This is a genomic window from Mycobacterium sp. (assembly GCF_035499775.1).
Classification (GTDB): Bacteria; Actinomycetota; Actinomycetes; order Mycobacteriales; family Mycobacteriaceae; genus Mycobacterium.
Genome location: NZ_DATJYB010000597.1, coordinates 1 through 17320, shown reverse-complemented (window position 1 = coordinate 17320; position 17320 = coordinate 1). Strand labels below are relative to the sequence as shown.

Genomic DNA, 17320 nt, shown 5'->3' with positions numbered 1-17320 from the left:
AGCCATGGCTCCTGTACGTGCTGTTACCCCTCGCCGGGATGGTGACCACCAGCACCGGGATCTATATGGTCACAGACGCGACCGGAGATGTGCCCCCGTTGAACTGGACGATGTTCTACCTGCTGAACGGACCTTACGTCGTTGTTCCTGTCCTGGCTGCAATCTGGGCGATCACGCAAACGAGAAAGACCGTCACCGATCAACGAAGATCAAACTGACCCACTACCCGACGACGAGGTGCACCGCATGGTCGAACTCAATGCCCGCGAGTTCTACAACTTCCCGCGGGCAGCCTGATGGACCGGCCCGGTGTCGACGATTGGGCCGACCAGGATCTGCTGACCAAAGTCGAAGCGCGGGAACGGTTGGCGGGCGAGATTGCCCGTACCCAAGCGCGTCTTGCCGCGCTGAAACCCCCGGACGACGACGCTGAGATCGCGCTGCTCGTCCGGCGGCTTGCGGCGATGGAGTCGATCCACCGCGAATACAACCAGTAACCCGGGCCTCAGCCCGAATCATGTAGCCGGGCAAGCAGAATCGCCAGACCCTCGCGCGGGTCCACATCGCGCCCCCGCACCCGAATCGTGGCGGAGTCGCAGACCTGCACGCCCATCGGGCGTGGCCGGCGCTGCCGCCGCCGCTGCGGCTTGGCGACTGGAGCCAGCGCGGCCTCCAGCTCGTCGCACGCGATGCCGGCGCGCTGCGCGGCCACGGTCACCCAGTGAGCGCACTGGCCGCATCCGCACCGCTTGTCCCCAACGGCTTTGTGAAGCCGACCCTCGACGAGGGCCAGCGCGAACTTTAACCTGCCAATTTCCATCTCAGACTCCTCCTGGCTTTCGACACACGTCTCCCGCGAGACGTGGTTGCCAGGTGTGTCTGAGGTGCTAAGGCACTGGAAAAGCCTCCCGAAATGTCAACGGCCCCAAAACCGTACCGCCGTGCGCCGGCACCGGCAAGGCTCGCGCAGCGACCTCAGGAAATTCTTGGGGCGACAGTGGAGCGGGCTATCCTGCGATTACGGGGGCCACCGGGTGGACATCCTCGACGCGCACATAATCAGCTCGACTCCTCACCCGCCTCGGCGACGCATGAGCCTTTCGTCGGCGTATGCCGGCGAGGGACCCGCGTCGACGAATCCGTGACGCTGGTAGAGCGCCGTCGCCGCCGCGTTGTCGACTTTCACCGACAGCACCACCTCTCGCGGATCTGCCCAGCTCAGGACGGCCCGCACCGCGGCGTCAGCGACCCCGCTACCGCGAGCAAAAGGCGCAACCCACATCGAAATGAGCTCCACGATGTCGTCGGCGCCGACCCAGGCTCCGACCATCCCTGCGGGAACGCCGTCGAGTCGGAGCACGACATTTAGCGGCACGCTGGAAAAGCGGGCGCGCCAACGCTCTTCTGTATCGCCGGTGCCGGTCCAGCGCGCGAGCGTCTCGCCGAACGCCGCGGGAGACTCCGTTAGCGCCTCTAAGCGCAACTGGCGCCACAACCGCCAATCGTCGGCGCCGAGGTATTGCACTTCGATCACGTGCCACCTCCCCGGGTCGAGCCCGTTGAACAGCAGTGAAACGATACCGGCACGGACCAGGTTCGGGGTGTGCCGGCGGCGCCGGCAAGCGACGGTATTGCCAGGTAAGACGGGGTTTCAGGCTCATAGCTGCTACATAAGTTGTGCATAGCCGTCACTACTGTTTACCCAGGCATCATTCGTCTCATGAGTGAAACACCTGACAGCCCCACTGTGCGGTCGTCAACCGCAACAGCCACCCGCGAACGCGAAGTAGAGCCCGTCGTCCACAAGACCCCCAAAGCCTTTTTGGCCGCTGCGTGGGTCGCCATTGTCGCCGGCGTCGTCTTCATCATCGCCGTCATCTTCTTCACCGGCTTCATGCTCGGCAAGACGTCCGGTCATCACGGTGGCCATCACGGTCACCACAAGCACCACGCGATGATGTGGCATAAGCACGGCCCGGGGGGTCCGGGTGGTCAGTTCGGCCCGGGCGGAGGCGGCGGCCAGCCGAGCGTAGCTCCGCCCGCGGGACCCGGCGGACCCAGCCAGATTCCGTCGTCCGTCGTTCCGTCTCCTTCGCGTTAAGGAACCCGAAAAGTCCACCAGGTGACGTGCTCGCGGGATTTGAGGGGATCCCAGCGGGCCGTAAACCCCCCCACCAGCAGCCCGGCGCTCACCAGCGCCGGGCTGCCTGTCATATCCGGCAGCCAAATTCACAGCAAATTTCTTGGCGTGAGCTGTTTCGGTGTTTGCTGGTCCGGGGGAGTATGCAAAGTATGAGCGAAACACCTGAACCGTCGACCCCGCCGAGTGCGGTCGCCGCCGCTCCGCCACCGCCGCCCGCGCCACCGCAGCGGGAAAAGCCGCCCCGGCTTTATACGGCCGCGGCATGGGTAGTGATCGTCGCCGGGGTCCTTTTCATCCTCTCGGTCGTATTCTTCACTGGCGCAGTCATTTTCGGGTCGCATCATTACTGCCATCCACGTCATCACCACGGCATGTACCGGCCCTGGGGGCCTCCGGGCCCCGGTGGTTACGGACCTTGGCAGCAGTGGGGTCCCCCCGGACCTGGCGCGCCCGGTGGCCCTCCCGGTGGTCCGGGTGGCCCCGCTCAGTCGCCGACGCCCGCTGCCCCACCACCTAGTAGGTAGCCCGTCTTAGTTTTGTTGACCGGTTCCAGAGGCGGCGGATACTGGGTTACGTGACCTTTGTGTCGCGCGCTGAAAGCGCTTGATGCCGATTCAAATTTCGACCGCGCGGGTACCCGTGTGCTCGATGGCCGCATGCGGTTGTTCGCAACGGCCATGCAGCCCTGCGGTTTTGGTGCGCTCAGACCACTAGCCACCAAAAGGATCCACCACAAAAGAGGAGATAGCGAGATGGCGGAACGCTTCACCACCACCGATGCCGGAATTGCCGCGCCCAGTGACGACCAGTCGTTGACTGTCGGCCCCGACGGCCCGATCCTGCTCCAGGACCACTACCTGATCGAGCAGATGGCCATGTTCAACCGGGAACGCATCCCGGAGCGTCAGCCGCACGCGAAAGGTGGCGGCGCCTTCGGCCACTTCGAGGTGACCAACGACGTCAGCAAGTACACCCGGGCCGCGGTGTTCCAGCCGGGCACCAAGACCGACATGCTGGTCAGGTTCTCCACCGTCGCCGGCGAGCGGGGCAGCCCAGACACCTGGCGGGACCCGCGCGGCTTCGCGCTGAAGTTCTACACGTCGGAGGGCAACTTCGACATGGTCGGCAACAACACGCCGGTCTTCTTCATGCGCGATCCGCTGAAGTTCCAGCACTTCATCCGGTCCCAGAAGCGAATGCAGGCAACCAACCTGCGCGACCACAACATGCAGTGGGACTTCTGGAGCCTTTCGCCGGAGTCGGCGCACCAGGTCACCTGGCTGATGGGCGACCGCGGGATTCCGAAGAACTGGCGGCACATGAACGGCTACAGCAGCCACACCTACAGCTGGATCAACGCTGCCGGCGAGATCTTCTGGGTGAAGTACCACTTCATCACCGATCAGGGCATCGATTTCCTGACCCAGGAGGACGCCGACCGGCTGGCCGGTGAGGACGGGGATTACCACCAGCGCGACCTCTACGAGGCGATCGAGGGCGGCGACTTCCCGAGTTGGACGCTCAAGATGCAGATCATGCCGTTCGAGGAGGCCAAGACCTACCGGTTCAACCCGTTCGATCTGACCAAGGTGTGGCCGCACAGCGACTACCCGCTGATCGACGTCGGCAAGATGACGCTGGACCGCAATGTCACCGACTACCACACCGAAATGGAGCAGGCCGCCTTCGAACCCAACAACCTGGTGCCCGGCACCGGCTTGAGTCCGGACAAGATGTTGCTGGCGCGCGGCTTCTCCTACGCCGACGCGCACCGGGCCCGGCTGGGGACCAATTACAAGCACATCCCGGTCAATTCGCCGCACGTGGAGGTGAACAGCTACTCCAAAGACGGCGCGATGCGGATGCACAACGTGTCCGATCCGGTGTATGCGCCCAACTCCTATGGCGGCCCGCAGGCCGACCCGGCGCGTGCCGCCGAGGTGCGCTGGATGGCCGACGGTGACATGGTCCGTGCGGCCTACACATTGCGTCCCGACGACGACGACTGGGGACAGGCCGGTACCATGGTCCGCGAGGTTCTCGACGACGATGCCCGGGACCGATTGGCGCACAACATCATTGGACACGTCTCCAAAGGTGTCAAAGAGCCGGTGCTGTCGCGGGTGTTCGAATACTGGCGCAACGTCGACCCCGATCTCGGCAAAAAGGTCGAGGAAGGCGTTCGGGCGAATTCGGGTTAGGCCTCGTTCGTGGCACCTGGCATGATCGAGCTTTATGACAATTGAAGTCGTTTACACCACTGCATCCACGGCGACCGGCGGCGGCCGCGACGGCCATGTGAAGTCGGACGACGGCCGCATTGACATGGAGACCCGTCCGCCCAAAGCCATGGGCGGCAATGGTGAGGGCACCAACCCCGAACAGCTGTTCTCGGCCGGTTACGCCGCGTGCTTCCTGGGTGCGCTGCGGCTGGTGGCCGGCAGGGCGAAGCTCAATCTGGACGACGCCACCGACGTGACCGTCGAGGTCGGGTTCGGCAAGGATTCCGAGGGCGGGTTCGGGCTCACCGGCACGATCGTCGGCTACCTGCCGGGCCTGGACCAAAGCGCCGCCGACGACCTGGTCCACCAGGCCCACCAGGTGTGCCCCTACTCCAAGGCCACCCGGGGCAACATCGACGTCGAAGTTTCGGCCCGGGTATAGGGGGCTTAGCCCGTGCGAGTCGCCGTGGCGACGGTGACGCTCGGTCTGGCAATCGCAGGAGCAGTCCCCGTCGCGCACGCACACCCGTCGGAACCCGGCGTGGTGTCCTACGCGGTCCTCGGCAAGGGATCGGTCGGCAACATTGTCGGCGCGCCGATGGGGTGGGAGGCGGTGTTCACCCAGCCGTCGCAGGAGTTTTCGGTCGATTTGCCGGTCTGCAACAACTGGGCCGACATCGGGTTGTCCGAGGTGTACAGCGACCCCGACCTGGCGTCGTTCAACGGAGCCATCACTCAGACCTCGGCCAGCGACCAAACCCACTACGTCAAGCAGGCGGTCGGAGTATTCGCCAGCAACGACGCCGCGGCGCGGGCCTTCCACCGGGTCGTCGACCGCACCGTGGGCTGCTCGGGACAAACCACCGCGATGCACCTGGACAACGGGATCACGCAGGTCTGGTCGTTCGCGGGAGGACCGGCCACCGGTAGCGACGAGAACTGGACCAAGCAGGAAGCGGGCACCGACCGCCGATGCTTCGTTCAAACCCGGCTGCGCGAAAACGTGTTGCTGCAGGCCAAGGTCTGCCAATCTGGCAACGCCGGTCCCGCGGTCAGCGTCCTGGCCGGGGCGATGCAGAACGCGTTGGGTCAGTAGTGCGGGTGAATTTGGGTATTCGTGTACGCCGTGCGGCCTTTACCAGCGAGAACGGGAATATGTCGGTGCCGTCTGCAAGATGAAGAGTTGAGGCATGTTGGACAACTCGGGCCCGGAGGGATCGTGATATGACGTTCGCCGCCATCACCGCCGCGGGCGAAGCCGAGATGGCCAACTCCTCGACCGTCGCTCAGTACCTCTCCGATACCTGCCTGGTCGACGGCCCCTTGGGCTGCGTCGGTCTGGAAGTGGAGGCACACTGCTACGACCCGGCTGACCCGCACCGCAGGCCGAGCTGGGAGGAAATCACCGCGGTCCTCAAGCTGCTGCCGCCACTGCCGGGCCGCAGCGCGGTCACCGTGGAGCCCGGTGGTGCTGTCGAACTGTCCGGTCCACCCGCCGAGGGTGCGGTGTCGGCCATCGACGAGATGCACCGCGATCAGGCGGTGCTGCGGTCGGCCTTCGCCGACGCCGGGCTTGGGCTGGTCTTCCTGGGCGCCGACCCGCTGCGGCCGCCGAAGCGCATCAACCCGGGCGCGCGCTACCGCGCCATGGAGCAGTTCTTCGCCGCCAGCCACTCCGGGGAGGCCGGCGCGGCGATGATGACGTCGACCGCCTCGATCCAGGTCAATCTGGACGCCGGGCCACAGGCCGGGTGGGCCGCGCGGGTGCGCTTGGCGCATGCCCTGGGACCAACGATGATCGCGATCGCCGCCAACTCGCCGATGCTGGGCGGCGAGTTCTCCGGTTGGGTCTCCACCCGGCAGCGGGTGTGGGGCCAGATGGATTCCGCGCGCTGCGGACCCATCCTGGGTGCCAGCGGCGACGAGCCGGGCACCGATTGGGCGCGATACGCGCTGAAGGCGCCGGTGATGCTGGTGCACGACCCCGACGGCGTGGACCTCACCGCGGTCACGCACTACGTGCCGTTCACGGACTGGGTGGACGGCTCGGTGATGCTCGGCGATCGCCGGCCGACGATCGCCGACCTGGAATACCACCTGACCACGCTGTTCCCCCCGGTGCGCCCGCGGCAGTGGCTGGAAATCCGCTACCTCGACAGCGTGCCGGACGCCTTCTGGCCCGCGCTGGTCTTCACTCTGGTGGCCCTGCTCGACGACCCGGTGGCCGCCGACATCGCGGCCGAAGCCGTCGAACCGGTGGCCACCGCCTGGGACAAGGCCGCCCGGCTCGGTCTGCGTGATCACCGGCTGTACGAGGCGGCCAACCGGTGCGTGGCTGTCGCTGCCGCGAAGGCGCCGCCGCAGCTCACCGACGCGATGGACCGCCTGGTGCGCAACGTCGAGCAAGGCCGTTGTCCGGCCGACGACTTCGCCGACGAGGTGATAGCCCACGGGATCGCGCCTACCGTGACACAGCTGGCACAAGGTGGGCTGTGACTTTCGCCGATGATTCCGATCCGCTGCGCCCGGCTGCGCCGCGCTTGCGATCCTTATGCCGAGAAAGGCTTGCCGACGACCTGGAGCGGGCGCGGACGCGGACGTTGCAGTTGGTCGATTTCGACGATGCCGAGCTCTGTCGCCAATACGACCCGCTGATGAGCCCGCTGGTGTGGGATCTGGCGCATATCGGTCAGCAGGAAGAGCTGTGGCTGCTGCGCGGCGGCGACCCGAATCGGCCCGGGATGCTGCCGCCGGCCGTCGAGGGCCTCTACGACGCGTTCGAACACTCCCGCGCCAGCCGGGTCGACCTGCCATTGCTGTCCCCGGCAGAGGCCCGGTCGTATTGCCGCACGGTCCGTTCCGCCGCGCTGGACGCGCTGGACGCCCTGCCGGACGAGCCGGGCGGCGACTTCGTGTTCGGGCTGGTGGTCAGCCACGAGAACCAGCACGACGAGACCATGCTGCAGGCGTTGAACCTGCGCGCCGGCGCGCCGTTGCTGGCCGACACCGCCGCCGTGCCCCCGGGTCGCCCGGAACTGGCGGGGACGTCGGTGCTGATCCCGGGCGGCCCGTTTGTGCTGGGCGTGGACGCCGCGAGCGAACCGTACTCGTTGGACAACGAACGTCCCGCCCACGTCGTCGGCTTGCCGGCGTTCCGGATCGGCCGGGTTCCGGTCACCAACGGCGAATGGCGACACTTCATCGACGACGGCGGCTACACCGAGCCGCGGTGGTGGTCGGATCGCGGCTGGCAGCATCGCACCGGCACGGGTCTGACCGCGCCGCAGTTCTGGGGCTCCGACGGGCGTACCCGAACCCGGTTCGGCAACGTCGAGGACATTCCCGCCGACGAGCCCGTGCAGCACATCAGCTACTTCGAGGCCGAGGCGTACGCGGCCTGGGCCGGTGCCCGGCTGCCCACCGAGGTGGAGTGGGAGAAGGCCTGCGCGTGGGATCCGGCGACGAACGCCCGTCGTCGCTATCCGTGGGGAACCGACGCCCCCTCGCCCGCCCGCGCCAATTTGGGCGGCGCCGCGTTGCGTCCGGCGCCCGTCGGCGGTTACCCCGCCGGCGCCTCGGCCTACGGCGTCGAGCAGCTGCTCGGCGATGTCTGGGAGTGGACCAGCTCGCCGCTGCAGCCCTGGCCGGGCTTCGTCCCGATGATCTACGAGCGTTACTCGCAGCCGTTCTTCGACGGGGACTACCGGGTGCTGCGCGGTGGCTCCTGGGCGGTGGAGTCGGCCATCCTGCGGCCCAGCTTCCGCAACTGGGATCACCCGTACCGTCGTCAGATCTTCTCTGGTGTCCGCTTGGCATGGGACGCCTGATGTGCCGTCATCTGGGCTGGCTGGGCGAGGAGGTCACGGTCTCCGCACTGGTGCTGGACCCGCCGCAAGGTCTTCGGGTGCAGTCGTATGCCCCGCGCCGGCAAAAGCACGGCCTGATGAACGCCGACGGTTGGGGTGTCGGGTTTTTTGACGGCCCGGTGCCGCGACGCTGGCGCAGCGCGGCGCCGTTGTGGGGCGACGTGTCGTTCGACTCGGTGGCGCCGGCGCTGCGCAGCCACTGCGTGGTGGCCGCGGTGCGCTCGGCGACCGTCGGCATGCCGATCGAGCCGAGCGCGACGGCGCCGTTCACCGACGGCCGTTGGCTGTTGTCGCACAACGGAGTCGTCGACCGCACCGTATTGCCGGTCCGCTCGTCGGCCGAATCAGTCTGCGACAGTGCGATTCTCGCGGCCGTCGTCTTCGAGCGTGGACTGGATGCGCTGGGCCAGACCGTGGTGGAATTCGGGGCCGCAGATCCGCTTGCCAGACTTAACATCCTGGCCGCCAACGGATCTCGGCTACTGGCGACGGTGTGGGGAGACACGCTGTCCATCTTGCGCCGCGAGGGCGGCGTGGTGCTGGCCAGCGAGCCCTACGACGACGACCCGGACTGGGCGGACGTGCCGGACCGTCACCTCGTCGAAGTCACCATGTCCGGTGTCAGGTTGACTCCGCTGTCGAAAGGACCTTGATGACGCTGTCGTTGTCCAACCACCTCGCCGCCGACTCGGCGTATCTCGCGTTGCGCCGCGATGTGTCCGACGGTCTGCAGAAGACGCCGAAGTCGTTGCCGCCCAAATGGTTCTACGACTCGGCGGGCAGTGACCTGTTTGACCAGATCACCCGCTTGCCGGAGTACTACCCGACCCGCGCCGAGGCGGAGATCCTGCGTGCCCGGTCGGTCGACGTGGCGTCCGCCAGCCAGGCCGACACCCTGGTCGAACTGGGCGCCGGGACGTCGGAGAAGACCCGGCTGTTACTGGACGCGCTGCGTGACCGCGGATCGCTGCGCGGCTTCGTGCCCTTCGACGTGGACGCGGGCATGTTGTCGGCGACCGCGGCCGCCATCCAGCGCGAATACCCGGGTGTCGAGATCAACGCTGTCTGCGGCGATTTCGAGGAACACCTGACCGAGATTCCCGACGGCGGGCGACGGCTGTTCGTGTTTCTCGGGTCGACGATCGGCAACCTCACGCCCACGCCACGCGCGGAGTTCCTCGCCACCCTGGCCGGGGTGATGCAGCCGGGGGACAGCCTGCTGCTGGGCACCGATCTGGTGAAGGACACCGGTCGGCTGGTGCGCGCGTATGACGACGCCGCCGGGGTGACGGCCCGGTTCAACCGCAACGTCCTCGCGGTGATCAACCGCGAACTCGACGCCGATTTCGACGTCGACGCCTACCAGCACGTCGCGCGCTGGAACGCCCAAGAGGAGCGCATCGAGATGTGGTTGCGGTCCGACCGTCGGCAGCGGGTGCGCGTCGGCGCTTTGGACCTGACCGTCGACTTCGCGGCGGACGAGGAGATGCTCACCGAGGTGTCCTGCAAGTTCCACCCGGACGGGGTCAGCGCCGAACTGGCCGAGGCCGGACTGCGTCGCATCCGGTGGTGGACCGACAGCGCCGGCGACTTCGGGCTCTCGCTGGCCGTTAAGTGAGCGAATCGCTGGCTGACCGCTGGAGAGCGGCGCGTCCGCCGGTCGCCGGGCTGCACCTGGACAGCGCGGCCTGCTCGCGCCAGAGCTTCGCGGTGATCGATGCCGCCGCCCAGCACGCGCGCAACGAGGCCGAGGTCGGCGGATACGTCGCGGCCGAAGCCGCCATCCCCGTGCTCGACGCCGGGCGCGCCGCGTTCGCCGCGCTGTGCGGCATGCGCGACACGGAGGTGGTGTTCACCACCGGCTCGCTGAACGCGTTGGATCTGCTGCTGGGCGCCTGGGCGGGGGGCCGCAAGGTTGCGTGTCTGCCCGGTGAATACGGTCCCAACCTGGCTCTGTTCGGGGTCCACGGATTCGACCGTCAGCTGCTGCCGACCCTCGACGACGGCAGGTTGGCGCTCGACGACGCGGCGCTTGCCTTAGACGAGGACCCGCCCGACCTGGTCCATCTCACCCCCGTGGCCAGCCACAGCGGCATCGTGCAACCGCTGCCGATGGTGGCGCAGCTTTGCCGGGAGCTGGGGTTGCCGTTGGTGGTGGACGCCGCCCAGGCGCTGGGTCAGGTGGATTGCGCCGTGGGCGCGGACGTCACCTATGCGTCGTCGCGCAAGTGGATCGCCGGGCCCCGGGGTGTCGGTTTCCTGGCGGTGCGGTCCGAGCTGATGGAGCGGCTGCAGCCGCGGCTCACGCCGCCGGAGTCGGCATTCAGTGTGGCGCAGGTGTTGGAGTTCGGCGAAGCCAATGTCGCTGCGCGAGTGGGATTTTCGGTGGCGTTGGGGGAGCATCTGGCCTACGGTCCCCAGGTCGTGCGGGCCGACCTGGCCGAGGTGGGCGGCGTCGCCCGCACGGTGCTGGGCGACGTGCCCGATTGGACGGTGGTTGAAGAGGTCGAGGAGCCGAGCGCGACCACCACGCTGGCTCCGGGCGATGGTGTCGATCCCGCCGCCGTGCGGGCGTGGTTGCTTGCCGAGCGGCGGATGCTGACCACGTTCGTCGGGGTGGTGCGGGCGCCGCTGGAGCTCAGCGGTCCGCGGCTGCGGATCTCGCCGCACGTGGACGCTACGGCCGAGGACCTGGAAACCTTTGCCGAAGCGCTGATCGCCGCGACCGCGGCGACGACCGCCTAGCCATCAGGCGCGCGTCGGTGTCAGCCGGCCTGGTGCGCCGTCAGCAGGAACGCGGGAAGCTTCGTCCGGCCCTTTTCGTCGCGGTCGTAGGACGCAAACACCTCGCTGGCAAACGGTGGCATATTCCCGTGAACAAACGCCGGCCGCCATGCGGTCAAAGCTATCCCCAGGTGTGCACCGGCTGGTTGGCATGCATGTGCTCGCAGTACCGCCGCAGCATCTCGGCCAGGGCCTGCGGCCGGGTCATACCGCCGTCTTGCAAAGCTCGCACGGTGGACACTTGCCAGCGCGCGCCGTTGCGGCCGGTCTTGGCGCGGCCCTCGATGACGCCGAGGAAGCGGTCGCGCACGTCGGCGTCGACACCGGATAGCCGCAGTCCTTCGTGCGCCATCGGCAGCAACGTGCCCAACACCAGCCGCTCCGCCGTCACGTCGCCCAAGCCCGGCCAGTGCAGCCGGGTGTCCATGCCGTGCTGGGCCGCATGCAGGAAATTGGCTTGGGCCGCACCGAAACTCATCGTGGTCCACAACGGCTGATCCGCCGCGGCCAAGCTGCGCAGCGCGCCGTAAAAGAAGGCTGAATTCGCCATCATGTCAATGACTGTCGGCCCGGCCGGCAACACCCGGTTCTCCAGCCGCAGATGGGGGCGCCCGTTGACGACGTCGTAGACGGGCCGGTTCCACCGGTACACCGTGCCGTTGTGCAGCCGTAATTCGGGCAACTGCGGGATGCGCCCGGCGGCCAACTCGGCTACCGGGTCCTCGTCGGACACCTCGGGCAGCAGGGACGGGAAATAGCGGATGTTCTCCTTGAAGAGGTCGACGACCGAGCCGATCCACCGCTCGCCGAACCACACTCGCGGTCGCACGCCCTGGGTCTTGAGTTCCTCGGGCCGCGTGTCGGTGGACTGCGCGAAGAGCTCGATCCGGGTTTCCGACCACAGCTGGTGGCCGAAGAAGTACGGGGAGTTCGCGCCCAGCGCCAGCTGCGGACCGGCCAGCATCTGGGCCGCGTTCCAGTTGGCGGCGAAAGCCGCGGGCGCTACCTGTAAGTGCAATTGCATACTGGTGCAAGCGGATTCAGGTGCAATCGTGGCAGCCTGCCAGTGCAGCGGCTCCGGTCCGGCGATGTTGATCGGGATGTCCTCGCCGCGGGCGCTGAAAATTGAGTCGTTGAGCGCCCGATACCGGGTCGACTCGCTCATCCAGCCCTCGGCCAGGTGTTGTGGCATCAGGGTCGGCAGAATGCCGATCATCACGATGTGTGCCCCGCCGGAGCTGGCCCTACCCTCGGCATCGTTCAGGCTGGCGCGCACCTCTGCTTCCAGTTCCAGGCCGGTGCGGCCTCGCAGCGATCGCGGCGGCACGTTGAATTCGATGTTGTAGGCGCCCAATTCGTTCTGGTAGGCCGGATCGGCGATGGCGTCCAGCACGTATCGATTCGACATGGCCGGCTGGTAGTCGGCGTCGACGAGGTTGCACTCGATCTCCATGCCGGTCAGCGGCCGGTCGGCGTCGAACCGCGATTGCACCAGCATCGTCTCGAAAACGTCCAAACACAGCTGGACCTTGCGCCGGTACTCCCGCCGTTGTGCGCGGTTATACGTGGTGCGCTTTACCTCTTCGCCCACAACGCCGATGCAACCGGTTTGCCGTCGGTAACGCAACCGCGCTGGCGGCGGGTCGCGACCACGATTTGCGGACGCGGGGTCATCGGGCTGTTGAGCAGGCCGAGCGGCTGTAGGCCCGCAGCGAATCAGCCCGTCGTGCAGCAGCGGGATCATGGTCAACGGCAGCATCTGCGACAGCTGCAGGATGTGCAGCACCGAAGGCGGCCGCGGCAGGTCGATGATCAGCAGCTTGCCCGAAAAGCCGTCCCAGCAGGTCCATAGAGCGGACCACCGCACGCTTCCGGCGTGCTACGTCGTCGCGGTCGAGGTATCCAGGCGATCGGTCTGCAACTGCCGGTTCAGCCACGACGCATCCGGTCCGCCACGCGGCATGCTGTCGATGTCTTCGATATCCAGATCGGTCGCCATATGGACCATGATGGACGCTGACATGCAGTGCCCGATGTCACACCGGAGGAGTGCAGTTGCCCGAGTTGCCGGAATTCATCGCCGCCATCGACCAGGGCACCACCAGCACTCGCTGCATGATCTTCGATCAGGGCGGTGCCGAGGTGGCCCGCCATCAGCTCGAGCATGAGCAGATCCTGCCGCGCGCCGGATGGGTCGAACACAATCCGGTCGAGATCTGGGAACGCACCGCGTCAGTGCTGATGTCGGTGTTGAACGCCGCCAGCTTTACGTCTAAAGACATTGCAGCGCTGGGCATTACCAATCAGCGCGAGACCACGCTGGTATGGAACAAGCGCACCGGACGGCCGTATTACAACGCGATCGTCTGGCAGGACACCCGCACCGACCGGATCGCATCGGCGCTGGACCGCGACGGCCGCGGCGACGTGATCCGGCGCAAGGCGGGTCTGCCGCCGGCGACGTATTTCTCCGGCGGGAAGCTGCAGTGGATCCTGGAGAACGTCGACGGGGTGCGCGCCGACGCGGAACGCGGTGACGCGCTGTTCGGCACCCCCGACACCTGGGTGTTGTGGAATCTGACCGGCGGTTCGCGGGGCGGCGTGCACGTCACCGATGTGACCAACGCCAGCCGGACCATGCTGATGGACCTCGAGACGCTGGACTGGGACGACGAGCTGTTGTCGTTCTTCTCCATCCCGCGGGCGATGCTGCCCGCGATCGAGCCGTCGTCGGCGCGCCAGCCCTACGGCGTCACGCTCGATACCGGGCCGGTCGGTGCCGAGGTGCCGATCACCGGAGTGCTCGGCGACCAGCATGCCGCGATGGTCGGTCAGGTGTGCCTGGATGTGGGTGAGGCCAAAAACACTTATGGCACCGGCAATTTCCTGCTGCTGAACACCGGCGAGACGATCGTCCGGTCAAACAATGGCCTGCTGACCACGGTGTGCTACCAGTTCGGGGACGCCAAACCCGTTTACGCCCTCGAGGGTTCGATCGCGGTGACCGGCTCGGCAGTGCAATGGCTGCGTGACCAGCTGGGCATCATCAGCGGCGCATCGCAGAGCGAATCCCTGGCACGTCAGGTCGACGACAACGGCGGCGTGTATTTCGTGCCGGCGTTTTCCGGATTGTTCGCACCCTACTGGCGATCCGACGCCCGCGGCGCGATCGTGGGGCTGTCGCGGTTCAACACCAACGCGCACCTGGCTCGCGCGACGCTGGAGGCGATCTGCTACCAGAGCCGCGACGTGGTGGACGCGATGGAAGCGGATTCGGGTGTGCGCCTTGAGGTGCTGAAGGTCGACGGCGGCATCACCACCAACGACCTGTGCATGCAGATTCAGGCCGACGTGCTGGGCGTGGACGTGGTGCGGCCGGTGGTCGCCGAGACTACCGCGCTGGGCGCTGCCTACGCGGCGGGTCTGGCAGTCGGGTTCTGGGCCGATCCGTCGGACCTGCGGGCCAATTGGCAGGAGGACACGCGGTGGACGCCGACGTGGGACGACGACAAGCGCGCCGCCGGATACGCGGGCTGGCGTAAGGCGGTGCAGCGGACCCTGGATTGGGTCGACGTGTCTTAGCGCCCGCTGCCGCGAGCGTGCACAGATGTACAACGACACGCCGGTTTTGCCGGCATTCTGTGCACGCTCGCGGGACGGTGCAGGTACTAGTCCTCGCCGAGGATGCCGTAGATCTCGCGCCGCGCATTGTTGAGGATGTCGACAATGCGTTGCTGCTGTTCGGCAGTGGCGGTGTGCGCTGATTGCGCGACCGCGCCGAACAACTGGCCCATGGCGGCCCGCAGGTTCATGTGACCCGGGTCGGCGCCTTCGGTGATCTCGTCCCACGGCGGGGTCTCGACCTTCTCGGCCGCTGCGCGGCCGTTTTCGGTCAGCTCGAAAAGCTTCTTGCTGCCGTCCGTTTCGCTAGCAGTGATCAGGCCTTCGTCGTCCAGTAACTGCAGCGTCGGGTACACCGAGCCGGGACTGGGCTTCCATAGGCCGTTACTGCGCTCAGCGATCTGCTGGATCATCTCGTAGCCGTGCATCGGCCGCTCGGCCAGCAGCACCAGGATGGCTGCTCGCACGTCGCCGCGACGCCCGCGGCCCGGGCCGCCCCGACGCCGGCCGCCACGCGGGCCGCCGAAACCGAATCCGAAACCTGGGCCGAAGCCACCGCCGAAGCCGGGGCCGAAACCGGGGCCGAAGCCGAGCGGTCCGTCGTGGTCGGCGGCCTGTTCGCGCAGGTTCTCGAAGAATTCCCGTCGCGCGTGCCGCTTGGCTCCGTGCAGGGCCCGCCGTTGAGCCGGGCCGACGGGGCCGAATCCGAATCCTGGACGGGCTGCGAACGGCCCGCCGGGAGGAGTGAATGGAGTGTTCATGTTTGTAGGTCCTTTGTCTGTTGAGGAAGCGCCAGGTCCGGCGCCTCGCTATATCACGATATATCGCAGACTAACGCGATGCAACGTTAGAAGTCGAGTTTGCATCCGGCAGAGGCCGGGTAGGCCCTGTCCGATGAACGCGAATAACGGCAACCGGACCGTCGACGGCCCAGCTAGGAGCGCGGAACCGGCGCCGGCCGAAAACCGCCGCGACGCGCGTGCCGGGGCCAAGGTGAACTGGGGGCTGGCAATATGCACCGTTCCGGCGGCCGCGATCGTGATGCTGTTTGCGCTCGGTGCAGTGATGAGCACCGACGCCTGCACCGAGCCCGCCTGTCCCCATCCGGGCCGCGGCGGGATTGACTTCGGTGTCGCGTTCTACGGCGCGCCCGTGGTGGCCTTTGCGGTGATCCTCGTCTCGTTGTTCAGCGCCAAGCGCCGGTCGGGCATCGTTGTTCCGCTGCTTGGATTTGCGCTGCTGGTCGCCGACGTCGCCATCATGGCCGTTACCGTCGCCGGGTAATCGATCAGTTCCGATAGGCCGGCAGGTTGTCGGCGAGCTCGTCGAACAGCGCCTGGTTCAGGGCGAAGGCGACTTTGACCTCGTCGACCGCGCGATCGATCTGCTCGGCGTCGAGGTCGAGTCCATCGAGTCGGGCCCGGTAGGAGTCCTTGTAGGGCTTGGCCCGCACCGCGAACTCGTAGAACGCCAGCCCGGCGCCGCCGAGATCGAACGTGCGGTCCAGAATCTTGCCGATAGCCTGGCCGCCGGACAGGTCGCCCAGGTAGCGCGTGTAGTGGTGGGCCACCAGCGCGCCGCCCCAGGATGCGCCGACAAGCCGGTCACGGTACGCCTCAGCGGCCCGGGATTCGACATCACGTGTCCCGCCCGGTGCCCAGTGGTCCAGGTCGGCATCGATCGCCGTCAGGCGCTCCAGCGCCGGGTCGTACACGGCGGCAACCAACGGGTCGTCGCGACGGCTCCGCACGGAGTCCTCCAGCGCCTCATAGACCACCCGCAGCCGTTGCAAGTAGTCGGCATAGCCCCGGCCATTGACCCGTCCGGCGAGCAGCTCGGTCACGAACGGCGAGTTCTCCGCGGCGTCGTGCTCCACGGTCGAGCCCTCCTTCATTGCGGCGGAGAAAGGACGCCCAGCCTCGGTGGCGGCCATCATCCTGACGCCGGGGTCCCGACGCTGGTTTGGTCAGCCGCGACCTTCCACCGGCTGAACCGCCACGACCCGTCCTGTTTGACCGCCGTGAAGTCGTAGCAAGCGGTCAGGTCGGCAGCCGGCGGTCCACCCGCGCGGATGGCGAACACCTGCACATAACAGTGCCCGGTGGCCTCGCTGTCGGATTGGCTGGTGAACCAGAACGAATTCAACGCATGCCGGCGCTGGTTGTTCTCTGCCTTGAACCCAGCCTTACGGGCCTCGAGAAGGCGTATCACCACGTCGATTTCGGCCGACAACGCCTGGCCTTCATGCAGCAACTCGAGCTCCGGCGACTCGGTGAACAGCGCGCGGAAATCGTCGAGCCGGTACTGGTCGTAGGTGTAGGCGTAGGCGCCCAGCAAGTTGACGATCGCTAGCCGATCGGCGGCGTTAAACGCCGTGCTCCCAACATTATTGGCCGCTGTGGGTCGCTCGTCGATCACCGTTCGATTTCCTCTGCCAAAGTAGTTAGTGCGGCGGCAGGAACCCGCCCGTATCCGTTTCCTGCTGCGGCGCTTGCTGTGTCGGCTCGGACGGCCAGGCCACAGCCTGCTGCATCGGCGGCGCTGGCCAGGCGCCGGGAGGTGGCAGGGGTGCCGGCCCGGGAGGCGGAAATGGCGCGGGTGCCGCTGGTGGCGCGGGCCTCATCGAATGCAGCCGTGCCAACTCGCGACGGTGGCGTTCGGCGAGCACGGCGGCAAGCACCAAC

At 67.0% G+C, this 17320-nt stretch carries 20 protein-coding genes and 2 pseudogenes; 14 read left to right on the top strand and 8 right to left on the bottom strand.

All coding sequences use genetic code 11. The features are described 5' to 3' along the window. Both VML93_RS36160 and VML93_RS36155 read left to right on the top strand, forming a co-directional pair. A partial coding sequence (locus VML93_RS36160; RefSeq protein WP_325618308.1) for a hypothetical protein occupies positions 1–218 on the top strand: 218 nt, incomplete at its 5' end. 78 nt (positions 219–296) lie between these two features. Then, a complete protein-coding gene (locus tag VML93_RS36155; protein WP_325618306.1) occupies positions 297–497 on the top strand; it encodes a hypothetical protein in 201 nt (66 codons plus the stop codon). A gap of 8 nt (positions 498–505) precedes the next feature. On the opposite strand, the gene VML93_RS36150 is transcribed toward VML93_RS36155, so the two are convergent. Beyond that, positions 506–820 carry a hypothetical protein gene (locus tag VML93_RS36150; RefSeq protein ID WP_325618304.1) on the bottom strand — a complete coding sequence of 105 codons (315 nt, stop codon included), beginning with the start codon at positions 818–820 and terminating at the stop codon, positions 506–508. 252 nt (positions 821–1072) lie between these two features. Next, a complete protein-coding gene (locus tag VML93_RS36145; protein WP_325618302.1) occupies positions 1073–1534 on the bottom strand; it encodes a GNAT family N-acetyltransferase in 462 nt (153 codons plus the stop codon). A gap of 177 nt (positions 1535–1711) precedes the next feature. On the opposite strand from VML93_RS36145, the gene VML93_RS36140 reads away from it, so the two are divergent. The 10 genes from VML93_RS36140 to egtE all read left to right on the top strand — a co-directional run bounded on the left by VML93_RS36140 (position 1712) and on the right by egtE (position 10976). Next, a complete protein-coding gene (locus tag VML93_RS36140) occupies positions 1712–2101 on the top strand; it encodes a hypothetical protein (RefSeq protein ID WP_414686537.1) in 390 nt (129 codons plus the stop codon). A gap of 191 nt (positions 2102–2292) precedes the next feature. Continuing rightward, the gene (locus tag VML93_RS36135) at positions 2293–2667 is read left to right on the top strand and encodes a hypothetical protein (protein WP_325618298.1); all 375 of its coding nucleotides are present in this window, start codon (positions 2293–2295) and stop codon (positions 2665–2667) included. Positions 2668–2895: 228 nt separating this feature from the next. Continuing rightward, positions 2896–4344, top strand: a complete 1449-nt coding sequence (locus VML93_RS36130) for a catalase (RefSeq protein WP_325618296.1) — start codon at positions 2896–2898, stop codon at positions 4342–4344. A gap of 34 nt (positions 4345–4378) precedes the next feature. Continuing rightward, the gene (locus VML93_RS36125; protein WP_325618294.1) at positions 4379–4807 is read left to right on the top strand and encodes an organic hydroperoxide resistance protein; all 429 of its coding nucleotides are present in this window, start codon (positions 4379–4381) and stop codon (positions 4805–4807) included. Between the two features lie 12 nt (positions 4808–4819). After that, the gene (locus VML93_RS36120) at positions 4820–5461 is read left to right on the top strand and encodes a sensor domain-containing protein (protein WP_325618292.1); all 642 of its coding nucleotides are present in this window, start codon (positions 4820–4822) and stop codon (positions 5459–5461) included. A 128-nt stretch (positions 5462–5589) separates the two neighbouring features. Next, on the top strand, positions 5590–6861 hold the full coding sequence (egtA, locus tag VML93_RS36115; protein ID WP_325618290.1) for an ergothioneine biosynthesis glutamate--cysteine ligase EgtA: 1272 nt from the start codon (positions 5590–5592) through the stop codon (positions 6859–6861). 44 nt (positions 6862–6905) lie between these two features. After that, the gene (egtB, locus tag VML93_RS36110) at positions 6906–8192 is read left to right on the top strand and encodes an ergothioneine biosynthesis protein EgtB (RefSeq protein ID WP_325618314.1); all 1287 of its coding nucleotides are present in this window, start codon (positions 6906–6908) and stop codon (positions 8190–8192) included. Then, on the top strand, positions 8192–8884 hold the full coding sequence (gene egtC / locus VML93_RS36105) for an ergothioneine biosynthesis protein EgtC (protein ID WP_325618312.1): 693 nt from the start codon (positions 8192–8194) through the stop codon (positions 8882–8884). Before egtB ends, egtC begins: the two co-directional genes overlap by 1 nt. Beyond that, on the top strand, positions 8884–9849 hold the full coding sequence (gene egtD / locus VML93_RS36100) for an L-histidine N(alpha)-methyltransferase (protein WP_325618288.1): 966 nt from the start codon (positions 8884–8886) through the stop codon (positions 9847–9849). The genes egtC and egtD overlap by 1 nt, the downstream gene beginning before the upstream one ends. Continuing rightward, positions 9846–10976: an ergothioneine biosynthesis PLP-dependent enzyme EgtE gene (egtE, locus tag VML93_RS36095; protein ID WP_325618286.1), complete on the top strand. Its 1131-nt coding sequence runs from the start codon at positions 9846–9848 to the stop codon at positions 10974–10976. Before egtD ends, egtE begins: the two co-directional genes overlap by 4 nt. A 160-nt stretch (positions 10977–11136) precedes the next feature. Here the strand turns inward: egtE and VML93_RS36085 are convergent, their stop codons facing one another. Together VML93_RS36085 and VML93_RS36080 are read right to left on the bottom strand one after the other, a co-directional pair. Then, positions 11137–12606, bottom strand: a complete 1470-nt coding sequence (locus VML93_RS36085; RefSeq protein ID WP_325618284.1) for a glutamate--cysteine ligase — start codon at positions 12604–12606, stop codon at positions 11137–11139. Positions 12607–12847: 241 nt separating this feature from the next. Continuing rightward, positions 12848–13014, bottom strand: a pseudogene (locus tag VML93_RS36080) (SAM-dependent methyltransferase); the annotation flags it as partial. Positions 13015–13070: 56 nt separating this feature from the next. On the opposite strand from VML93_RS36080, the gene glpK reads away from it, so the two are divergent. Continuing rightward, positions 13071–14597, top strand: a complete 1527-nt coding sequence (gene glpK, locus VML93_RS36075; protein ID WP_414686536.1) for a glycerol kinase GlpK — start codon at positions 13071–13073, stop codon at positions 14595–14597. A gap of 86 nt (positions 14598–14683) precedes the next feature. On the opposite strand, the gene VML93_RS36070 is transcribed toward glpK, so the two are convergent. Beyond that, positions 14684–15397, bottom strand: coding sequence for a PadR family transcriptional regulator (locus tag VML93_RS36070; protein WP_325618282.1), 714 nt, complete (start codon positions 15395–15397; stop codon positions 14684–14686). Positions 15398–15530: 133 nt separating this feature from the next. Between VML93_RS36070 and VML93_RS36065 the strand changes: the two genes are divergently transcribed. Beyond that, positions 15531–15920: a hypothetical protein gene (locus VML93_RS36065; protein ID WP_325618280.1), complete on the top strand. Its 390-nt coding sequence runs from the start codon at positions 15531–15533 to the stop codon at positions 15918–15920. Between the two features lie 4 nt (positions 15921–15924). Here the strand turns inward: VML93_RS36065 and VML93_RS36060 are convergent, their stop codons facing one another. The 3 genes and pseudogenes from VML93_RS36060 to VML93_RS36050 form a co-directional block, all read right to left on the bottom strand. Next, the gene (locus VML93_RS36060; RefSeq protein ID WP_325618278.1) at positions 15925–16572 is read right to left on the bottom strand and encodes a biliverdin-producing heme oxygenase; all 648 of its coding nucleotides are present in this window, start codon (positions 16570–16572) and stop codon (positions 15925–15927) included. Next, a complete protein-coding gene (locus VML93_RS36055; RefSeq protein ID WP_325618276.1) occupies positions 16569–17054 on the bottom strand; it encodes a nuclear transport factor 2 family protein in 486 nt (161 codons plus the stop codon). Before VML93_RS36055 ends, VML93_RS36060 begins: the two co-directional genes overlap by 4 nt. Before the next feature lie 25 nt (positions 17055–17079). After that, a pseudogene (locus VML93_RS36050) lies at positions 17080–17320 on the bottom strand (RDD family protein); the annotation flags it as partial.

What these genes read in the sequence shown, in the direction of transcription:
- VML93_RS36155 (WP_325618306.1), top strand. Translation starts at nt 297, where the DNA reads ATGGACCGGCCCGGTGTCGACGATTGGGCCGACCAGGATCTGCTGACC.
- VML93_RS36150 (WP_325618304.1), bottom strand. Translation starts at nt 820, where the DNA reads ATGGAAATTGGCAGGTTAAAGTTCGCGCTGGCCCTCGTCGAGGGTCGG.
- VML93_RS36135 (WP_325618298.1), top strand. Translation starts at nt 2,293, where the DNA reads ATGAGCGAAACACCTGAACCGTCGACCCCGCCGAGTGCGGTCGCCGCC.
- VML93_RS36130 (WP_325618296.1), top strand. Translation starts at nt 2,896, where the DNA reads ATGGCGGAACGCTTCACCACCACCGATGCCGGAATTGCCGCGCCCAGT.
- VML93_RS36125 (WP_325618294.1), top strand. Translation starts at nt 4,379, where the DNA reads ATGACAATTGAAGTCGTTTACACCACTGCATCCACGGCGACCGGCGGC.
- egtA (WP_325618290.1), top strand. Translation starts at nt 5,590, where the DNA reads ATGACGTTCGCCGCCATCACCGCCGCGGGCGAAGCCGAGATGGCCAAC.
- egtC (WP_325618312.1), top strand. Translation starts at nt 8,192, where the DNA reads ATGTGCCGTCATCTGGGCTGGCTGGGCGAGGAGGTCACGGTCTCCGCA.
- egtD (WP_325618288.1), top strand. Translation starts at nt 8,884, where the DNA reads ATGACGCTGTCGTTGTCCAACCACCTCGCCGCCGACTCGGCGTATCTC.
- VML93_RS36070 (WP_325618282.1), bottom strand. Translation starts at nt 15,397, where the DNA reads ATGAACACTCCATTCACTCCTCCCGGCGGGCCGTTCGCAGCCCGTCCA.
- VML93_RS36065 (WP_325618280.1), top strand. Translation starts at nt 15,531, where the DNA reads ATGAACGCGAATAACGGCAACCGGACCGTCGACGGCCCAGCTAGGAGC.
- VML93_RS36060 (WP_325618278.1), bottom strand. Translation starts at nt 16,572, where the DNA reads ATGATGGCCGCCACCGAGGCTGGGCGTCCTTTCTCCGCCGCAATGAAG.